This window comes from Escherichia coli DSM 30083 = JCM 1649 = ATCC 11775 (genome assembly GCF_003697165.2).
In the GTDB taxonomy this organism is placed as follows: Bacteria; Pseudomonadota; Gammaproteobacteria; order Enterobacterales; family Enterobacteriaceae; genus Escherichia; species Escherichia coli.
This window is the reverse complement of sequence record NZ_CP033092.2, coordinates 548,922-565,316: the sequence shown is the minus strand read 5'-3', so window position 1 is coordinate 565,316 and position 16,395 is coordinate 548,922. Positions and strand designations below refer to the sequence as shown.

At 50.2% G+C, this 16,395-nt stretch carries 16 protein-coding genes and 1 tRNA gene; 4 read left to right on the top strand and 13 right to left on the bottom strand.

Annotated elements, in window-relative coordinates; genetic code table 11:
* Positions 1 to 4: 4 nt before the first annotated feature.
* The 7 genes from yhbX to rlmE form a co-directional block, all read right to left on the bottom strand.
* On the bottom strand, positions 5 to 1,630 hold the full coding sequence (gene yhbX / locus EAS44_RS03575; RefSeq protein WP_001447240.1) for a phosphoethanolamine transferase: 1,626 nt from the start codon (positions 1,628 to 1,630) through the stop codon (positions 5 to 7).
* A gap of 453 nt (positions 1,631 to 2,083) precedes the next feature.
* Positions 2,084 to 2,170, bottom strand: a tRNA-Leu gene (locus EAS44_RS03570).
* A gap of 14 nt (positions 2,171 to 2,184) precedes the next feature.
* Positions 2,185 to 2,517, bottom strand: coding sequence for a preprotein translocase subunit SecG (gene secG, locus EAS44_RS03565; protein WP_001295556.1), 333 nt, complete (start codon positions 2,515 to 2,517; stop codon positions 2,185 to 2,187).
* A 227-nt stretch (positions 2,518 to 2,744) separates the two neighbouring features.
* Entirely contained in the window at positions 2,745 to 4,082 is a 1,338-nt protein-coding gene (glmM, locus tag EAS44_RS03560) for a phosphoglucosamine mutase (protein WP_000071137.1), read from the bottom strand.
* Complete coding sequence (gene folP / locus EAS44_RS03555; protein WP_000764750.1) at positions 4,075 to 4,923, bottom strand: dihydropteroate synthase; 849 nt, start codon at positions 4,921 to 4,923, stop codon at positions 4,075 to 4,077. Before folP ends, glmM begins: the two co-directional genes overlap by 8 nt.
* An 89-nt stretch (positions 4,924 to 5,012) precedes the next feature.
* On the bottom strand, positions 5,013 to 6,947 hold the full coding sequence (gene ftsH / locus EAS44_RS03550) for an ATP-dependent zinc metalloprotease FtsH (RefSeq protein WP_001107467.1): 1,935 nt from the start codon (positions 6,945 to 6,947) through the stop codon (positions 5,013 to 5,015).
* A gap of 99 nt (positions 6,948 to 7,046) precedes the next feature.
* Positions 7,047 to 7,676, bottom strand: a complete 630-nt coding sequence (gene rlmE, locus EAS44_RS03545) for a 23S rRNA (uridine(2552)-2'-O)-methyltransferase RlmE (protein ID WP_000145975.1) — start codon at positions 7,674 to 7,676, stop codon at positions 7,047 to 7,049.
* A gap of 125 nt (positions 7,677 to 7,801) precedes the next feature.
* On the opposite strand from rlmE, the gene yhbY reads away from it, so the two are divergent.
* Positions 7,802 to 8,095 carry a ribosome assembly RNA-binding protein YhbY gene (gene yhbY, locus EAS44_RS03540; protein ID WP_001054420.1) on the top strand — a complete coding sequence of 98 codons (294 nt, stop codon included), beginning with the start codon at positions 7,802 to 7,804 and terminating at the stop codon, positions 8,093 to 8,095.
* 155 nt (positions 8,096 to 8,250) lie between these two features.
* Here the strand turns inward: yhbY and greA are convergent, their stop codons facing one another.
* Positions 8,251 to 8,727: a transcription elongation factor GreA gene (gene greA / locus EAS44_RS03535; protein ID WP_001148001.1), complete on the bottom strand. Its 477-nt coding sequence runs from the start codon at positions 8,725 to 8,727 to the stop codon at positions 8,251 to 8,253.
* A gap of 247 nt (positions 8,728 to 8,974) precedes the next feature.
* On the opposite strand from greA, the gene dacB reads away from it, so the two are divergent.
* Entirely contained in the window at positions 8,975 to 10,408 is a 1,434-nt protein-coding gene (dacB, locus tag EAS44_RS03530) for a serine-type D-Ala-D-Ala carboxypeptidase (RefSeq protein ID WP_001212634.1), read from the top strand.
* A gap of 40 nt (positions 10,409 to 10,448) precedes the next feature.
* Here dacB and cgtA read toward each other — a convergent pair whose 3' ends face one another.
* The 4 genes from cgtA to rplU form a co-directional block, all read right to left on the bottom strand.
* A complete protein-coding gene (gene cgtA / locus EAS44_RS03525) occupies positions 10,449 to 11,621 on the bottom strand; it encodes an Obg family GTPase CgtA (protein WP_000673572.1) in 1,173 nt (390 codons plus the stop codon).
* 15 nt (positions 11,622 to 11,636) lie between these two features.
* Entirely contained in the window at positions 11,637 to 12,602 is a 966-nt protein-coding gene (yhbE, locus tag EAS44_RS03520) for a DMT family transporter (protein ID WP_000813040.1), read from the bottom strand.
* A gap of 126 nt (positions 12,603 to 12,728) precedes the next feature.
* Positions 12,729 to 12,986 (bottom strand): 50S ribosomal protein L27, encoded by a 258-nt coding sequence (gene rpmA / locus EAS44_RS03515; RefSeq protein WP_000940595.1) that lies wholly within the window; start codon positions 12,984 to 12,986, stop codon positions 12,729 to 12,731.
* Between the two features lie 20 nt (positions 12,987 to 13,006).
* Positions 13,007 to 13,318 carry a 50S ribosomal protein L21 gene (rplU, locus tag EAS44_RS03510; protein ID WP_000271401.1) on the bottom strand — a complete coding sequence of 104 codons (312 nt, stop codon included), beginning with the start codon at positions 13,316 to 13,318 and terminating at the stop codon, positions 13,007 to 13,009.
* Between the two features lie 258 nt (positions 13,319 to 13,576).
* On the opposite strand from rplU, the gene ispB reads away from it, so the two are divergent.
* Both ispB and sfsB read left to right on the top strand, forming a co-directional pair.
* Positions 13,577 to 14,548, top strand: coding sequence for an octaprenyl diphosphate synthase (gene ispB / locus EAS44_RS03505; RefSeq protein WP_001047338.1), 972 nt, complete (start codon positions 13,577 to 13,579; stop codon positions 14,546 to 14,548).
* 232 nt (positions 14,549 to 14,780) lie between these two features.
* Positions 14,781 to 15,059, top strand: a complete 279-nt coding sequence (gene sfsB, locus EAS44_RS03500) for a DNA-binding transcriptional regulator SfsB (protein ID WP_000445401.1) — start codon at positions 14,781 to 14,783, stop codon at positions 15,057 to 15,059.
* Positions 15,060 to 15,106: 47 nt separating this feature from the next.
* Here the strand turns inward: sfsB and murA are convergent, their stop codons facing one another.
* Entirely contained in the window at positions 15,107 to 16,366 is a 1,260-nt protein-coding gene (gene murA / locus EAS44_RS03495) for a UDP-N-acetylglucosamine 1-carboxyvinyltransferase (RefSeq protein WP_000357259.1), read from the bottom strand.
* Between the last annotated feature and the right edge of the window lie 29 nt (positions 16,367 to 16,395).

Below are 16,395 nucleotides of genomic sequence, written 5' to 3'. Positions count from 1 at the left end.
GACATCAACCCTGCCCTTCAGGGGTGGGGTTACCTTGCTTATCCTCAGTAAATTCCTTTCTTAGCATCACAAAATCGAAAACATCATGGTTTGCATCTACAACCCGTGAGTCTCCTTTATAGTGTGCAATCACTTCCTCCAGCGTTTGCGGCTGTTCCGGCTTTGTTACCCCCATCCACGCATTAATAAGGTAATTATTGTACGCAGTGGAAAAGATATCGTTTTCCGTTGTGCGATCCACGCCATCCCCAAGAACGGGGCTATACCAGATAAACATAGGGACATGATATGCCTGCTGGCTAGCCTCCCTACCTCCATGAAAATAGACGTTCTTCTTCGTAGGGTCGCGTTCCAGGCCGTGGTCGGCAAAATACATGACCGAGGCGCGGCGATCTTTTAATAATTCAAAAACCTGACCTAGCAAACTATCTGTGTAATGAATGGAGTTGTCATAGCAGGCATCCTGATCGTCCTGCGGTTGAAACACGGCGCTGGATTGCGGATAGGCGCTACAAGCCGGTTCATGGCTTCCATTTAAATGAAGAACAATCAGTTTTTTTTGCTGCGTCTTTTGCTGTAACGCTTGCGATAAATGCGGCAACAACAATTCATCAAATCCTCTGACATAGACTGTTTCCATGGCGCGCATGGCGATACTGGTAACTGCTGTACCATTCTGCCGGAAAGCGGATTGCGAGCTTAGCCAGAAAGTCTGAAATCCTGCTTGATTAGCCATATTAATAATGTTGTCCGGGTAATTATGAATGTCATGACTCAAAACAGAATCAGCAGTTAAAGAAAGGGGAACCGACAGCGCAGTGTAAGGTGCACCGCTTATTGCTTGATTAAACAGTTTGATCTGCTTTCTTTGTGCTTCGACTTGCGGTGTCGTAGAGCGTGTATATCCATACAAAGACATATTGTCGACACGTACAGACTCCCCCACAATCAACACGTAGGTATCAATACCTGTATCCCTGACTGATAGTTGAAAATACGGCACCGTGTTTGCAATTGAGAGTAATCTTTGATGCTCTTTCGCTGCTAAAGCAAAATAATTGAGATTGAAAAACGGCGTATAGGTAGCAAATCGCGACGCTAGTATATATGGACTGAACGCCTCTTTATTTTTTGCATCTTTATAAGCAAATTGACAAGCGGAAAATAAACTGCCCGAAATGACAATCAGCAATAATATTCCTGTCACTTTTTTTGTCGGCAAGGAAACATCATATTTTATTATTACTGCAAAAAAAAGAAGGGATAAAAAGGCAAAAGCACATAGATAAGGGATATACATTCCCAGCATTTTGACAACTTCATCCGGATCACTCTGCAGCACACTAATCGCAAATCCATCATTGAAAGTTGTACCAAAGATACACCATGAATAGAGGCTAATACTCATATCTGCCGCAGTCAGTAACACAAATGGTACGGCAATAAGCAGGCGAAGCGGAAGGGATGATATACGTTTAACAACCAGGATGGTCAGAACGAAAAACAGCAATCGCTGAACCATATGTGCTCCGGAAGAGGCGACTAAGTTCGTAATACCAAAAACAATAACACAAAGATACAACAACCAATGAGATTTAAAACTTCTAACAAATTTGTTGAATACTGTCATCCAGAAATCCAAGTTCACAACCAATATAAACAATTATCAACAATGTTCAATTTTATATCAGACATGTTTTTCAACTCTGATCCATATCAGACCGAAACACTGTTAGTTTTTTCTTTTTAAATGATGCGGCCATTGTTCTCAGTAATTAAATAACATTATCAATGCGTCTCTAAACATTACGCAGAACGTAGCCATCAGTAGTTATACTGACAGGAGCAGGATGGTTTATCGAGAAGTAAACATATCCGTATTCGTACCGGAACTGGAGTTGACACAATAAAGTGCCAATTATGTCAGCAGAAGGGAAAAGTTTATAACTAAGGCGTACCGGCACCATCGTTTCAAAGTACCAGCTACGAGTAAAGCAACTGGACGAGATACAGATACCTGACAACCATTCCTCAGACCAGGACCAAAACGAAAAAAGACGCTTTTCAGCGTCTTTCTGGAATTTGGTACCGAGGACGGGACTTGAACCCGTAAGCCCTATTGGGCACTACCACCTCAAGGTAGCGTGTCTACCAATTCCACCACCTCGGCACGGATACTACTTTTTAGTTCGGGATATCGCTGGTCGGCTTAGCCGGAGCAGCTGGCTGAGTTTGTTCGGTTTTCGCCGGCGCACTCAGGTTTTCCCATTCGCTACCTTTATTGGTTTTGTTGCTATTGATGTTACCCAGCACCAGACTGATGATGAAGAATAACGTTGCCAGCAGCGCTGTCATGCGGGTCATGAAGTTACCAGAACCACTTGAACCAAACAGCGTAGCGGAAGCGCCTGCTCCGAAGGAGGCTCCCATATCAGCGCCTTTACCTTGCTGCAGCATGATCAGACCAACAAGGCCAATTGCCACAATAAGGAAAACTACTAAAAGAGCTTCGTACATAATCAACCTGTTCCTTGCGGAGTTGCCGCGTACCAATGCTTCAACCAATAAAGCGGGAGTTTTTAATCTTTCCCACTGAAGCGGGTGTGAATACTAACCAAAGCGAATGACCTTCGCAAGGGCAATTTTATTGCATTGTATCAACTGCGGAAAAAAACAGCAAAACCGATGTGTTCGCTGAGAAAAAAGGCGACAATCGCCGCCTTTTTAGCCAGCCATTTATCGTTTTAAACGGCTTTTACTGCATCGGCGATGCGGTGTGCAAATTCAGTCACCTGCGCTTCGTCTTCGCCTTCCACCATCACGCGAATTAACGGTTCGGTGCCGGATTTACGCAACAGCACACGTCCACGGCTACCCAGCGCAGCTTCAACTTCTGCGGTCACAGCTTTGACTGACTCATGCTCCAGCGGATCGCCGCTGCCTGCTGTGTAACGCACGTTAACCAGAATCTGCGGGAACATTTTCATGCCGCTGCAAAGGTCGTGCAGGCTCATATGGTTACGCGCCATCGCCGCCAGCACCTGCAAGCCAGCAACAATGCCGTCACCGGTAGTGGTTTTATCCAGCAGGATCACATGACCGGAGTTCTCTGCACCGATACGCCAGCCTTTCTCCTGCATTTTTTCCAGTACGTACCGGTCACCCACTTTCGCGCGCGCAAATGGAATACCTAACTGTTTCAGCGCCAGTTCAAGCCCCATGTTGCTCATCAATGTACCCACAGCACCTCCACGCAGCTGGCCCTGACGAAGACCCTCACGCGCGATGATATACATGATCTGATCGCCATCGACTTTATTGCCTTCATGGTCAACCATAATCACGCGATCGCCGTCGCCGTCGAAGGCAATACCGAGATCCGCTTTTTCAGCCAGCACACGAGCCTGGAGCGCGCGAACGTCGGTAGCCCCCACTTCGGCATTGATATTTACACCGTTCGGCTCACAACCGATAGCGATAACGTTCGCCCCCAGTTCACGCAGTACGTTCGGCGCGATGTGGTAAGTCGCACCGTTTGCACAATCCACCACAATCTTCAGTTCACTGAGGCTAAGTTCGTTCGGGAACGTGGCTTTGCAAAACTCGATATAACGACCCGCGGCATCAACGATACGGCTGGCTTTACCCAGTTCTGCCGAATCAACACAACTGATCTCTTTTTCCATTTCCGCTTCGATGGCTTCTTCAACTGCATCCGGCAGCTTAGTACCGTCAATAGAAAAGAATTTAATGCCGTTATCGTAGAATGGGTTATGCGATGCAGAAATTACAATTCCAGCCTCTGCGCGGAAGGTACGCGTCAGATAAGCCACGGCCGGTGTTGGCATCGGGCCAGTGAATAGCGCGGAAAGACCGGCTGCCGCAAGCCCCGCTTCCAGTGCTGACTCCAGCATATAGCCAGAAATACGCGTGTCTTTACCAATAATAATCTTACGGGAGCCGTGGCGCGCCAGCACTTTACCCGCGGCCCAACCCAGCTTAAGCACAAAATCAGGTGTGATCGGCGCATCCCCTACACGACCACGAATCCCATCGGTACCGAAATATTTACGATTACTCATAGCGTTTGTTTTCCTTTGCAGACAGAGTGGCTTCCACCACCCGCATCGCTTCTACGGTTTCTTTGACGTCATGAACACGAATGATGTGCGCGCCTTGCATTGCGGCAATGACCGCACAGGCCAGACTACCGCTCAGGCGCTCGGACGGCCCCACGTTCAGCAATTGCCCAATCATCGATTTTCGTGACATACCCACCAACAGCGGCAGGTTGAAATGGTGAAATTCAGCCAGGCGCGCCAGTAATGAATAGTTATGGGAGAGATTTTTACCGAAACCGAATCCGGGGTCGAGCAACAATTTCTCTTTTGCGATACCCGCCTGCTCGCAACGTGCTATTTGCTCAATAAAGTAGCGATTCACTTCTGCAAAGACATCGTCATACTTCGGCGCTTCCTGCATGGTTTTTGGATTTCCCTGCATATGCATCAGACAAACCGGTAAACCGGTTTCTGCAGCCGCCTCCAGAGCACCAGGTTCGGAAAGGGAGCGGATATCGTTAATAATGTGAGCGCCAACTTTCGCTGACTCACGGATGACTTCTGGTTTGGATGTATCTACCGAGATCCAGACTTCGAAGCGTTGAGCAATTGCCTCAACCACAGGAATAACACGTTGCAACTCTTCTTCAACGCTAACTTCCGCCGCCCCTGGGCGCGTGGACTCGCCACCAACGTCAATGATCGTCGCGCCAGCGTTGATCATCAGATTCGCATGTTTCACCGCATCTAACAGCGAGTTATGCGTGCCACCATCCGAAAAGGAATCAGGCGTGACGTTGAGGATCCCCATTACGTGAGGATGGCTAAGGTCCAGTGAAGTACCCTGGGCAAAGAGTTTCATGATGTTATCCCTGGTATGAATTGATAAGAAAAAACCCCGGAGCACGCCCCGGGGTTTTCGGTACAAATACAGTCATCTGATACGGGAACTTACTTGTCGCCTAACTGCTCTGACATGGTGTTACCCGGGTTCGGCGTACGCGGTTCATCAACCGGACGAGGAGCCTTTGGACTACCATTGTCGCCAGAATTGTTAGAAGCGCCTGGTTCTTCCCAGCCCGCTGGCGGACGTACATCGCGACGTGCCATCAGGTCATCAATCTGCGGTGCGTCGATAGTCTCATATTTCATGAGAGCATCTTTCATCGCATGCAGAATATCCATATTGTCGGTCAGAAGCTGACGCGCACGATTATAGTTACGCTCAATCAGTGCTTTCACTTCCTGGTCGATGATACGTGCAGTTTCATCGGACATATGTTTCGCTTTCGCTACGCTACGGCCGAGGAACACTTCACCTTCTTCTTCCGCGTACAGCAGTGGACCCAATTTCTCAGAGAAGCCCCACTGAGTCACCATGTTACGTGCCAGGTTGGTCGCAACTTTAATATCGTTGGACGCACCGGTAGAAACATGTTCCGGCCCGTAGATGATCTCTTCTGCCAGACGACCACCGTACAGCGTAGAAATCTGGCTTTCCAGTTTCTGACGGCTGGCGCTGATTGCGTCGCCCTCAGGCAAGAAGAAAGTCACACCCAGCGCACGACCGCGTGGGATAATCGTCACTTTGTGCACCGGATCGTGTTCCGGCACCAGGCGACCGATAATCGCATGGCCTGCTTCGTGGTAAGCCGTCGATTCTTTCTGCGCTTCCGTCATCACCATGGAGCGACGTTCCGCACCCATCATGATTTTGTCTTTCGCTTTCTCGAACTCAACCATCGACACAACGCGTTTATTGCCACGAGCTGCGAACAGTGCCGCTTCGTTCACCAGGTTCGCCAGGTCAGCACCGGAGAAACCAGGAGTACCACGGGCAATGATTGCCGCGTCGATATCGGGTGCCAATGGTACGCGACGCATGTGAACTTTCAGGATCTGCTCACGACCACGAACATCTGGCAAGCCAACCACAACCTGACGGTCGAAACGGCCAGGACGCAGCAGGGCCGGGTCAAGAACGTCCGGACGGTTAGTCGCGGCGATAACGATGATACCTTCGTTACCTTCGAAGCCATCCATCTCAACCAGCATCTGGTTCAAAGTCTGTTCACGTTCATCGTGACCACCGCCCAGACCTGCGCCACGCTGGCGGCCTACGGCGTCGATTTCATCGATAAAGATGATGCACGGTGCCGCTTTCTTCGCCTGTTCGAACATATCACGAACACGGGATGCACCCACACCGACGAACATTTCTACGAAGTCAGAACCGGAGATAGTAAAGAACGGAACTTTTGCTTCGCCTGCAATCGCTTTCGCCAGCAGCGTTTTACCGGTACCCGGAGGACCGACCATCAGGACGCCTTTCGGGATCTTACCGCCGAGTTTCTGGAAGCGGCTCGGCTCGCGCAGATACTCAACCAGTTCAGCAACTTCTTCTTTTGCTTCGTCGCAGCCCGCAACGTCAGCAAAGGTCGTTTTGATCTGATCTTCCGTCAGCATGCGCGCTTTGCTCTTACCAAACGACATGGCACCTTTGCCACCGCCGCCCTGCATTTGACGCATGAAGAAGATCCAGACACCAATCAGCAACAGCATCGGGAACCAGGAGATGAAGATAGAAGCCAGCAGGCTTGGTTCTTCAGGCGGTTCACCGACAACCTTGACGTTCTTGGTCAACAGGTTATCCAGTAATTTCGGATCCTGAACCGGAATGTAAGTGGTATAACGGTTACTATCTTTCTTGGTAACGTTGATTTCACGTCCGTTGATACGCGCTTCACGAACCTGGTCGTTATTGACCTCTTGTAGGAAGGTAGAGTAATCCACCTTACGGCCATTAGACTCGCTGGGCCCAAAGCTCTGGAATACTGACATCAGCACAACGGCAATGACCAGCCAGAGTATTAGGTTTTTCGCCATGTCACTCAAGGGATTAACCTCTTATTACAACTGTGTTAAAAACAGCGTCAGGATACTCTATATCCAGCATCTTTCAAACTTTCGTCTGAAATCTCCCGGTTAGGGTTTACGCCCGGTCGCTACAATATACACTTCCCGCGAACGTGCACGAGAAGAGTCCGGCTTACGAACTTTGACCTTCGTAAACAGGGAGCGAATTTCCCTTAGATACTCATCGAAACCTTCGCCCTGGAACACCTTCACTACAAAACTGCCACCTGGCGCTAATACATCACGACACATTTCTAGCGCCAGTTCCACCAGATACATGGCACGGGGGATATCCACCGCCGGTGTTCCGCTCATGTTTGGTGCCATATCGGACATGACAACCTGGACTTTGCTGTCGCCAACGCGCTCCAGCAGTGCTTTCATCACCAGTTCATCACGAAAATCGCCCTGAAGAAAGTCCACACCAACGATAGGATCCATAGGTAAAAGATCGCAAGCGATGATGCGGCCTTTGCCGCCAATTTGGGTGACCACATATTGTGACCAACCACCCGGAGCAGCACCAAGGTCGACAACCGTCATTCCCGGTTTAAAGAGTTTGTCACTTTGCTGTATTTCATCAAGTTTAAACCAGGCACGGGAACGTAACCCCTTTTTCTGTGCCTGTTGAACATATTTATCGCTAAAGTGTTCCTGAAGCCAGCGGCTGGAGCTGGCAGAACGCTTCTTACCTGTCATTTAACTTTCCCATGGGGATAACTCATCGTAACCAATTGCGTAAATTTTTACGCGCCTATTTGGTGATATATGGGAGATGGCGGTAGAATGACCCGTTTTCAATCCCAACGTAAGCAAAAAATACGATGAATCTGAGTACTAAACAAAAACAGCACCTGAAAGGTCTGGCACATCCGCTCAAGCCAGTTGTTCTGCTTGGCAGTAATGGTTTGACCGAAGGGGTGCTGGCCGAGATTGAACAAGCGTTAGAGCACCATGAACTCATCAAGGTGAAAATCGCCACCGAAGATCGCGAAACTAAAACCTTGATCGTGGAAGCTATCGTGCGCGAAACCGGCGCCTGTAATGTACAGGTCATCGGTAAAACGCTGGTGCTTTATCGCCCAACTAAAGAACGTAAAATCTCGCTGCCACGCTAAGATTATCCTAAAGTTACACACATTCGCTGTGTAAAACGAGGGGTTTTCCGCAGGCAGGAGAGCAAAATGCCACGCTCTGTTCGTTGATAAAAGGCCGCATAGCGGCCTTTTTCCTTTCTTTACAATACATCAACATCTTGAGTATTGGGTAATTCTTACAGGTATTCCACCTTAATTACTTCAAATTCTACTTCGCCGCCCGGCGTTTTGATGACCACAACATCATCTTCTTCTTTGCCGATCAGGCCACGAGCAATAGGCGAGTTTACAGAAATCAGGTTTTGTTTAAAGTCAGCTTCGTCATCGCCAACGATGCGATAAGTCTGTTCTTCGTCAGAATCGAGATTCAGCACCGTTACGGTAGCACCAAAAATAACGCGCCCATTGTTGGGCATTTTGGTGACATCAATCACCTGCGCGTTCGACAGCTTGGCTTCGATGTCTTTGATACGGCCTTCGCAAAAGCCCTGCTGTTCACGAGCTGCGTGGTATTCGGCGTTTTCTTTCAGGTCGCCATGCTCACGCGCTTCCGCGATAGCAGCAATGATTTCAGGACGGCGCACAGATTTCAGAAAATCCAGCTCTTCGCGTAATTTTTCAGCGCCGCGTAAGGTCATCGGAATAGCTTGCATTTGTTATACCTCTTGAATATTCCTGATGGGGCAAGTCTTCACCCACCCCGGCTGTTCGGCCTGCCCGGCATAACTCCTCACCGGGACCAGAAGCAAAAAAATACCGACCCGGGTACAAGTCCCAGGTCAGCTACAATTCACATTTTGATAGTCATTTTACCCTGAAGTTCCCGAAGGGTCATCGTTTACTTTATAGGGCGTTGCGCCGTAGTATGACGGCTCGATTCCAGGTTGTTAGCGCGAGATTATGCGATTTTCCAGATTTATCATCGGATTGACCAGCTGTATAGCGTTCAGTGTTCAGGCCGCAAATGTTGATGAGTACATTACTCAACTCCCCGCTGGTGCCAACCTTGCCCTGATGGTGCAAAAAGTCGGCGCGTCGGCCCCCGCTATTGATTACCACAGTCAGCAGATGGCGCTGCCCGCCAGTACGCAGAAAGTGATTACTGCACTGGCGGCGTTGATTCAACTCGGCCCCGATTTTCGTTTTACCACGACGCTTGAAACCAAAGGCAATGTGGAAAACGGCGTACTTAAGGGTGACTTAGTGGCGCGATTTGGTGCCGATCCGACGTTAAGACGTCAGGATATTCGCAATATGGTCGCGACTTTGAAAAAATCTGGCGTCAACCAAATCGATGGCAATGTGTTGATAGATACCTCCATTTTCGCCAGCCACGATAAAGCCCCCGGCTGGCCATGGAATGACATGACACAATGCTTTAGCGCTCCGCCTGCCGCCGCCATAGTTGACCGCAACTGTTTCTCCATCTCGCTCTACAGTGCCCCAAAACCTGGTGATATGGCTTTTATACGCGTGGCATCTTATTACCCCGTTACGATGTTCAGCCAGGTACGCACCCTCCCCCGTGGTTCTGCCGAAGCGCAATATTGCGAGCTGGATGTGGTGCCAGGCGACCTGAACCGCTTTACGCTGACCGGATGCCTGCCACAACGTTCTGAGCCGCTCCCGTTGGCTTTTGCCGTGCAGGATGGAGCCAGCTATGCCGGTGCAATTCTGAAAGATGAGTTAAAACAGGCAGGTATCACCTGGAGCGGAACACTGCTGCGTCAGACGCAGGTTAACGAACCCGGAACGGTAGTTGCCAGTAAACAGTCGGCCCCGCTGCACGATCTGCTTAAGATTATGCTGAAAAAGTCGGACAACATGATTGCCGATACGGTTTTCCGCATGATCGGCCATGCGCGCTTCAATGTGCCTGGAACATGGCGGGCAGGATCGGACGCCGTGCGTCAGATCCTGCGCCAGCAAGCCGGTGTCGATATCGGAAACACCATTATTGCCGATGGTTCAGGGCTTTCGCGGCATAACCTGATTGCCCCCGCCACCATGATGCAGGTGCTGCAATATATTGCCCAACACGACAATGAACTTAACTTTATCTCCATGCTGCCGCTGGCGGGCTATGACGGCTCTTTGCAGTACCGTGCAGGTCTGCATCAGGCGGGCGTGGATGGAAAAGTCTCAGCGAAAACCGGTTCGTTGCAGGGGGTATATAACCTGGCGGGATTCATTACCACAGTGAGCGGGCAACGAATGGCGTTTGTGCAATATCTTTCTGGCTATGCAGTAGAACCGGCGGATCAGCGTAATCGCCGTATTCCGTTAGTGCGTTTTGAAAGCCGTTTGTATAAAGATATTTATCAGAATAATTAGCCTAAAGAGAAACCCCGGCACATGGCCGGGGTTTTGCTGATTAACGCTTGTAAATGAACTCAACGCCTTCTTCGTCGTCTTCGTCCCAGTCGTCATCCCAGTCCTCATCATCCTCTTCAGCAATCTCTTCAAGCTGCTGACGGTGATAATCATCCCACATGAATTCGACTTTCTCTGGCTGTTTCGCTTCTTCAGCCTGCACGACCGGGTTTTCAATGATAAAGGTCATCACATCCCAGCAGAGATCTTTCACGCCCAGTCCGCTCGCCGCAGAGATCAGATAATATTTATCTTCCCAGCCCAGCGCTTCAGCGATCGCTTTCGCTTTCTCTTCGGCTTCTACCTTATCCAGCAGATCGATCTTGTTGAAGACTAACCAACGCGGTTTCGCCGCCAGATCTTGGCTGTATTTTTCCAGCTCACTGATAATAATACGCGCGTTTTCAACCGGATCGGTGCCGTCAATCGGATCGATATCGATGAGGTGCAACAGGACGCGGCAACGTTCCAGGTGCTTCAGGAAGCGAATGCCCAGACCTGCGCCTTCTGCAGCGCCTTCAATCAGTCCTGGAATATCGGCAACAACGAAGCTCTTTTCGTTGTCCATACGCACCACGCCCAGGCTTGGTACCAGAGTGGTAAACGGATAATCCGCCACTTTCGGTTTAGCCGCCGATACCGCACGAATAAAGGTCGATTTACCCGCGTTTGGCATCCCCAACATACCGACGTCAGCCAGCAGCATCAGCTCCAGCAGCAGCTCACGCTTATCGCCCGGCGTACCGTTAGTTTTCTGCCGTGGTGTACGGTTAACTGACGACTTGAAACGGGTATTGCCCAGACCGTGCCAGCCGCCCTTAGCAACCAGCAGACGCTGACCGTGTTTGGTCATATCGCCCATGGTTTCACCGGTACCCTGGTCGATTACACGCGTACCTACCGGTACTTTAATCGTGACGTCTTTACCGCGCTTACCGGTACAGTCTCGGCTTGCACCGTTCTGACCGCGCTCTGCACGGAAAGATTTTTCAAAACGATAATCGATAAGCGTGTTCAGGTTCTCGTCGGCTTCCATCCATACGTCACCACCATCACCGCCGTCGCCGCCATCCGGGCCGCCTTTCGGAATATACTTTTCGCGGCGGAAGCTCACGCAACCATTACCGCCATCACCTGCAACGACCAGAATCGATGCCTCATCAACAAACTTCATTTTATTCTCCGTAAATCATTCGCCTGCGCGGGGTTGCGATACCACCGTTGTATGCTTACGTAATCCGCCCCAAATACGATGACCAATGGCGGAATACATCGCGCCCGCAACCACGACAAACGCACCGAGATAACCTAAAAGGTTTAACATCGGTCTGGCGAAGAAATCGGGCCAGGCCAGTGATAAAAGATCTGAAAAAAACAGCGTAAACAGTGGGGTGAGCGTGATGATCGCGCTCACCTGCGCTGCCTGCCAGCGAGCCATCGCTTCCGCCAGGGCGCCATATCCTACCAATGTATTCAGTCCGCAAAAAATTAAACATGCGAGCTGCCAGTGGCTAAGCTGCGCTATCACTCCAGGATTTGCCAGAGGGAAGAGCGCAATTGTACATAAAGTGTACAGTAAAAACAGGATCTGCGGTGAGGCCAGCCGACGCAATAAAACCTTTTGCGCCACGCCATAACTCACCCAAACCGTCGCCGCACCGACCCCAAAGATAACTCCCCAGGTGTAATCGGTGAGCTTTGTAAATATCTCGACCAGACTGGTGTTAAAAAACATCACCAGGCCGCTCAGGAGCATCAATGCCCCTACAACCTGAGTACTGCGCATTTTCTCTTTCAGGATAAATACGCTGGCAACCATCATGCCAACTGGCGAGAGTTGCCCAATTACCTGCGAAGCGGTCGGACTCAGGTATTGCAAGGATGAGCTGAACAGGATGAAGTTCCCAAACAGCCCGGCGGTCGCCACTGCTAACAAAATCAACCAGCGTGGCTTACGAAACACGCGTAATGGCGGCAACCGCTTCTTCACCGCAAGAATGGCACCAAGGCCAATACTCGCCATCAAGAAACGGTAAAACACGATTGTCGGAGGTTCCATCACCTCCAGCACCTGCTTCATTGCGATTGGCAACGCCCCCCAGCAAATTGCTGTGGTGAGCGCCAAAAGAATGCCAATGCCTGCCTGCTGCTTCATACCGTATTCCCTGCAAAGCGCATTTGCGGATTAACATCGCACCATGCGCATTTTTACCGGTTATCGAATGTAAAAAGCCCCGCAACGTGTTGCGGGGCTTTCATCCGTTACCGGGACGCGAAAAACTTATTCAGCTTCGATGCTGATAAATTTACGGTTTTTCGGGCCTTTAACTTCGAATTTCACTTTACCGTCTGCTTTAGCAAACAGAGTGTGGTCACGACCGCAACCTACGTTAGCGCCAGCGTGGAATTTGGTACCACGTTGACGAACGATGATGCTACCCGCCAGAACGGATTCGCCACCGAAACGCTTAACGCCCAAGCGTTTAGCTTCTGAATCGCGACCGTTACGTGTGGAGCCGCCAGCCTTTTTATGTGCCATTTGAAATCTCTCCTCAGGTCTTAGGCGCTGATGCCAGTAATTTTCACATCAGTGAACCACTGACGATGGCCCTGCTGCTTACGATAGTGTTTACGACGACGAAACTTAACGATTTTAACTTTTTCGCCACGACCGTGAGCAACAACTTCAGCTTTGATTACGCCGCCATCAACGAAAGGAACGCCGATTTTGACTTCTTCACCGTTTGCGATCATCAGCACTTCAGCGAACTCAACAGTTTCGCCAGTTGCGATGTCCAGCTTTTCCAGGCGAACGGTCTGACCTTCGCTTACTCGGTGTTGTTTACCACCACTTTGGAAAACCGCGTACATATAAAACTCCGCTTCCGCGCACACCTTTTCAATGATTCAGAGTGCGCTATAAATATTCACAATAGGGCGCGAATATTACGCAAAACGCACGCCTTTGACAAGTGCTACAGTCAATACACGAAGAAAAAAAACACAACTTGTACGGTAACGTTTATCTGTGCCATTTTTTCAGTACAATCACCCTATATTCCTAACCATAAACCCTAAGTTGCCTTTGTTCACAGTAAGGTAATCGGGGCGAAAAGCCCGGCTTTTGCGATGAATTTAGAAAAAATCAATGAGTTAACCGCGCAAGATATGGCGGGTGTTAATGCGGCAATCCTTGAGCAGCTTAATTCCGACGTCCAACTGATCAATCAGTTAGGCTATTACATCGTCAGCGGCGGCGGTAAACGTATTCGTCCGATGATTGCTGTACTGGCTGCACGAGCTGTTGGCTATGAGGGAAATGCGCATGTCACCATTGCTGCCCTGATCGAGTTTATCCACACGGCGACTCTGCTACACGACGACGTTGTGGATGAATCAGATATGCGCAGGGGTAAAGCTACCGCCAACGCCGCATTTGGCAATGCCGCCAGCGTGCTGGTAGGCGATTTTATTTATACCCGCGCGTTCCAGATGATGACCAGCCTCGGTTCACTCAAAGTGCTGGAAGTCATGTCAGAAGCCGTAAACGTCATCGCAGAAGGTGAAGTTCTGCAACTGATGAACGTTAACGATCCGGACATCACTGAAGAAAACTACATGCGCGTTATCTACAGCAAGACTGCGCGTCTGTTTGAGGCTGCCGCGCAGTGTTCCGGGATTCTAGCTGGCTGTACGCCGGAGGAGGAGAAAGGCCTACAAGATTATGGGCGCTATCTCGGCACTGCTTTCCAGTTGATCGACGATTTACTCGATTACAATGCCGATGGCGAACAGTTAGGTAAAAACGTCGGCGACGATCTGAACGAAGGTAAACCGACGCTGCCGCTGCTGCATGCGATGCATCATGGCACACCAGAACAGGCACAGATGATTCGTACCGCCATCGAACAGGGTAACGGTCGCCATCTTCTGGAACCGGTTCTGGAAGCAATGAACGCTTGTGGATCTCTTGAATGGACGCGTCAGCGTGCCGAGGAAGAAGCAGACAAAGCCATCGCAGCGTTACAGGTGCTCCCGGACACCCCGTGGAGAGAAGCACTCGTCGGCCTCGCGCACATCGCTGTTCAACGCGATCGTTAATCCCCTCCCCTCATCCCGCGCAGTGCGCGGGATGATTCCAGTAAATTCCATAAAACACTTATTCAGCTCTATAACTCCTGAAAAACGGGGCTGTGTATCTTTATATATTCTGAATATTCACACTCTTTACAGGAACTTTTTAGAGCAATAGGCCATCAGGAGTATAGTGATGCTCGACAGAAACAGAAGAAGTGTTCTGAATGAAAGCGACTAACTTAAGGAGTGAGGAAAGATGGAAAGTAATTTCATTGACTGGCATCCCGCTGACATCATTGCAGGTTTGCGCAAGAAGGAAACGTCAATGGCGGCGGAGTCTCGCAGAAATGGTTTGAGTTCCTCAACGCTGGCGAACGCATTATCACGCCCATGGCCGAAAGGAGAGATGATTATTGCGAAAGCCCTGGGAACTGACCCCTGGGTTATCTGGCCATCACGCTACCATGATCCGCAGACCCATGAGTTTATCGACAGAACGCAATTGATGCGTAGCTACACTAAACCGAAAAAATGAGTGGTCTGGCGGTAGCCCCGCGAACGGGGCTGCCAGCTCTCAGACAATTACTCGCCTTTCACACGCTCAATATTTGCACCTAAAGCGCGTAGTTTGTCTTCAATGCGTTCGTAGCCACGATCGATGTGATAAATACGATCAACCACCGTCGTCCCTTCCGCAATACAGCCAGCCAGCACCAGGCTTGCTGATGCACGCAGATCGGTTGCCATAACCTGTGCGCCAGAAAGTTTTTCAACACCGTGACAAATAACGGTATTGCTTTCGATTTCGGCGTGCGCGCCCATACGGCTCAGCTCTGGCACATGCATAAAGCGGTTTTCAAAGACCGTTTCGGTGATGAATCCGGTCCCTTCTGCCACCAGGTTCAACAGCGTGAACTGGGCCTGCATATCGGTAGGGAATGCCGGATGCGGCGCGGTACGTACGTTAACAGCCTTCGGACGTTTGCCATGCATATCCAGGCTAATCCAGTCTTCGCCGACTTCGATGTCCGCTCCAGCGTCACGCAGTTTCGCCAGCACGGCGTCCAGAGTATCTGGCTGCGCGTTACGGCAGATAATTTTGCCGCGAGAGATCGCCGCCGCCACCAGGAAAGTACCGGTTTCGATACGATCCGGCAGCACGCGATAGACACCGCCGCCTAAACGTTCCACACCTTCGATGACGATACGATCGGTGCCCTGACCGCTAATTTTCGCACCCAGCGTAATCAGGAAGTTCGCGGTATCGACGATTTCCGGTTCACGCGCTGCGTTTTCAATAATCGTGGTGCCTTCCGCAAGGGTTGCAGCACACATGATGGTCACCGTTGCGCCAACGCTGACTTTATCCATCACGATATGTGCGCCTTTCAAACGACCATCGACGGAAGCTTTAACGTAACCTTCTTCCAGTTTGATGGTCGCGCCTAATTGTTCGAGGCCAGAAATGTGTAGATCAACCGGACGTGCGCCGATCGTACAACCGCCAGGCAGTGAAACTTGCCCCTGACCAAAGCGCGCTACCAGCGGCCCCAGCGCCCAGATAGAAGCACGCATGGTTTTAACCAGATCGTAAGGTGCGCAGAATACATTAACGTCGCGGGCATCAATATGCACAGAACCATTACGTTCTACTTTCGCACCCAGCTGGCTTAGCAGCTTCATTGATGTATCGACGTCTTTTAGTTTCGGGACGTTCTGGATCTCTACCGGTTCTTCCGCCAGTAGTGCGGCAAAAAGGATAGGCAGAGCAGCATTTTTAGCGCCGGAAATTGTGACTTCGCCCTGGAGCTTCGTTGGCCCCTGAACACGAAATTTATCCATTTAGTTTGTTCTCAGTTAACAATTCATAT

Excerpts from the sequence above, each read along its gene's own strand:
- yhbX (WP_001447240.1), bottom strand. The coding sequence starts at position 1,630 with ATGACAGTATTCAACAAATTTGTTAGAAGTTTTAAATCTCATTGGTTG.
- secG (WP_001295556.1), bottom strand. The coding sequence starts at position 2,517 with ATGTACGAAGCTCTTTTAGTAGTTTTCCTTATTGTGGCAATTGGCCTT.
- glmM (WP_000071137.1), bottom strand. The coding sequence starts at position 4,082 with ATGAGTAATCGTAAATATTTCGGTACCGATGGGATTCGTGGTCGTGTA.
- folP (WP_000764750.1), bottom strand. The coding sequence starts at position 4,923 with ATGAAACTCTTTGCCCAGGGTACTTCACTGGACCTTAGCCATCCTCAC.
- ftsH (WP_001107467.1), bottom strand. The coding sequence starts at position 6,947 with ATGGCGAAAAACCTAATACTCTGGCTGGTCATTGCCGTTGTGCTGATG.
- rlmE (WP_000145975.1), bottom strand. The coding sequence starts at position 7,676 with ATGACAGGTAAGAAGCGTTCTGCCAGCTCCAGCCGCTGGCTTCAGGAA.
- yhbY (WP_001054420.1), top strand. The coding sequence starts at position 7,802 with ATGAATCTGAGTACTAAACAAAAACAGCACCTGAAAGGTCTGGCACAT.
- greA (WP_001148001.1), bottom strand. The coding sequence starts at position 8,727 with ATGCAAGCTATTCCGATGACCTTACGCGGCGCTGAAAAATTACGCGAA.
- dacB (WP_001212634.1), top strand. The coding sequence starts at position 8,975 with ATGCGATTTTCCAGATTTATCATCGGATTGACCAGCTGTATAGCGTTC.
- cgtA (WP_000673572.1), bottom strand. The coding sequence starts at position 11,621 with ATGAAGTTTGTTGATGAGGCATCGATTCTGGTCGTTGCAGGTGATGGC.
- yhbE (WP_000813040.1), bottom strand. The coding sequence starts at position 12,602 with ATGAAGCAGCAGGCAGGCATTGGCATTCTTTTGGCGCTCACCACAGCA.
- rpmA (WP_000940595.1), bottom strand. The coding sequence starts at position 12,986 with ATGGCACATAAAAAGGCTGGCGGCTCCACACGTAACGGTCGCGATTCA.
- rplU (WP_000271401.1), bottom strand. The coding sequence starts at position 13,318 with ATGTACGCGGTTTTCCAAAGTGGTGGTAAACAACACCGAGTAAGCGAA.
- ispB (WP_001047338.1), top strand. The coding sequence starts at position 13,577 with ATGAATTTAGAAAAAATCAATGAGTTAACCGCGCAAGATATGGCGGGT.
- sfsB (WP_000445401.1), top strand. The coding sequence starts at position 14,781 with ATGGAAAGTAATTTCATTGACTGGCATCCCGCTGACATCATTGCAGGT.
- murA (WP_000357259.1), bottom strand. The coding sequence starts at position 16,366 with ATGGATAAATTTCGTGTTCAGGGGCCAACGAAGCTCCAGGGCGAAGTC.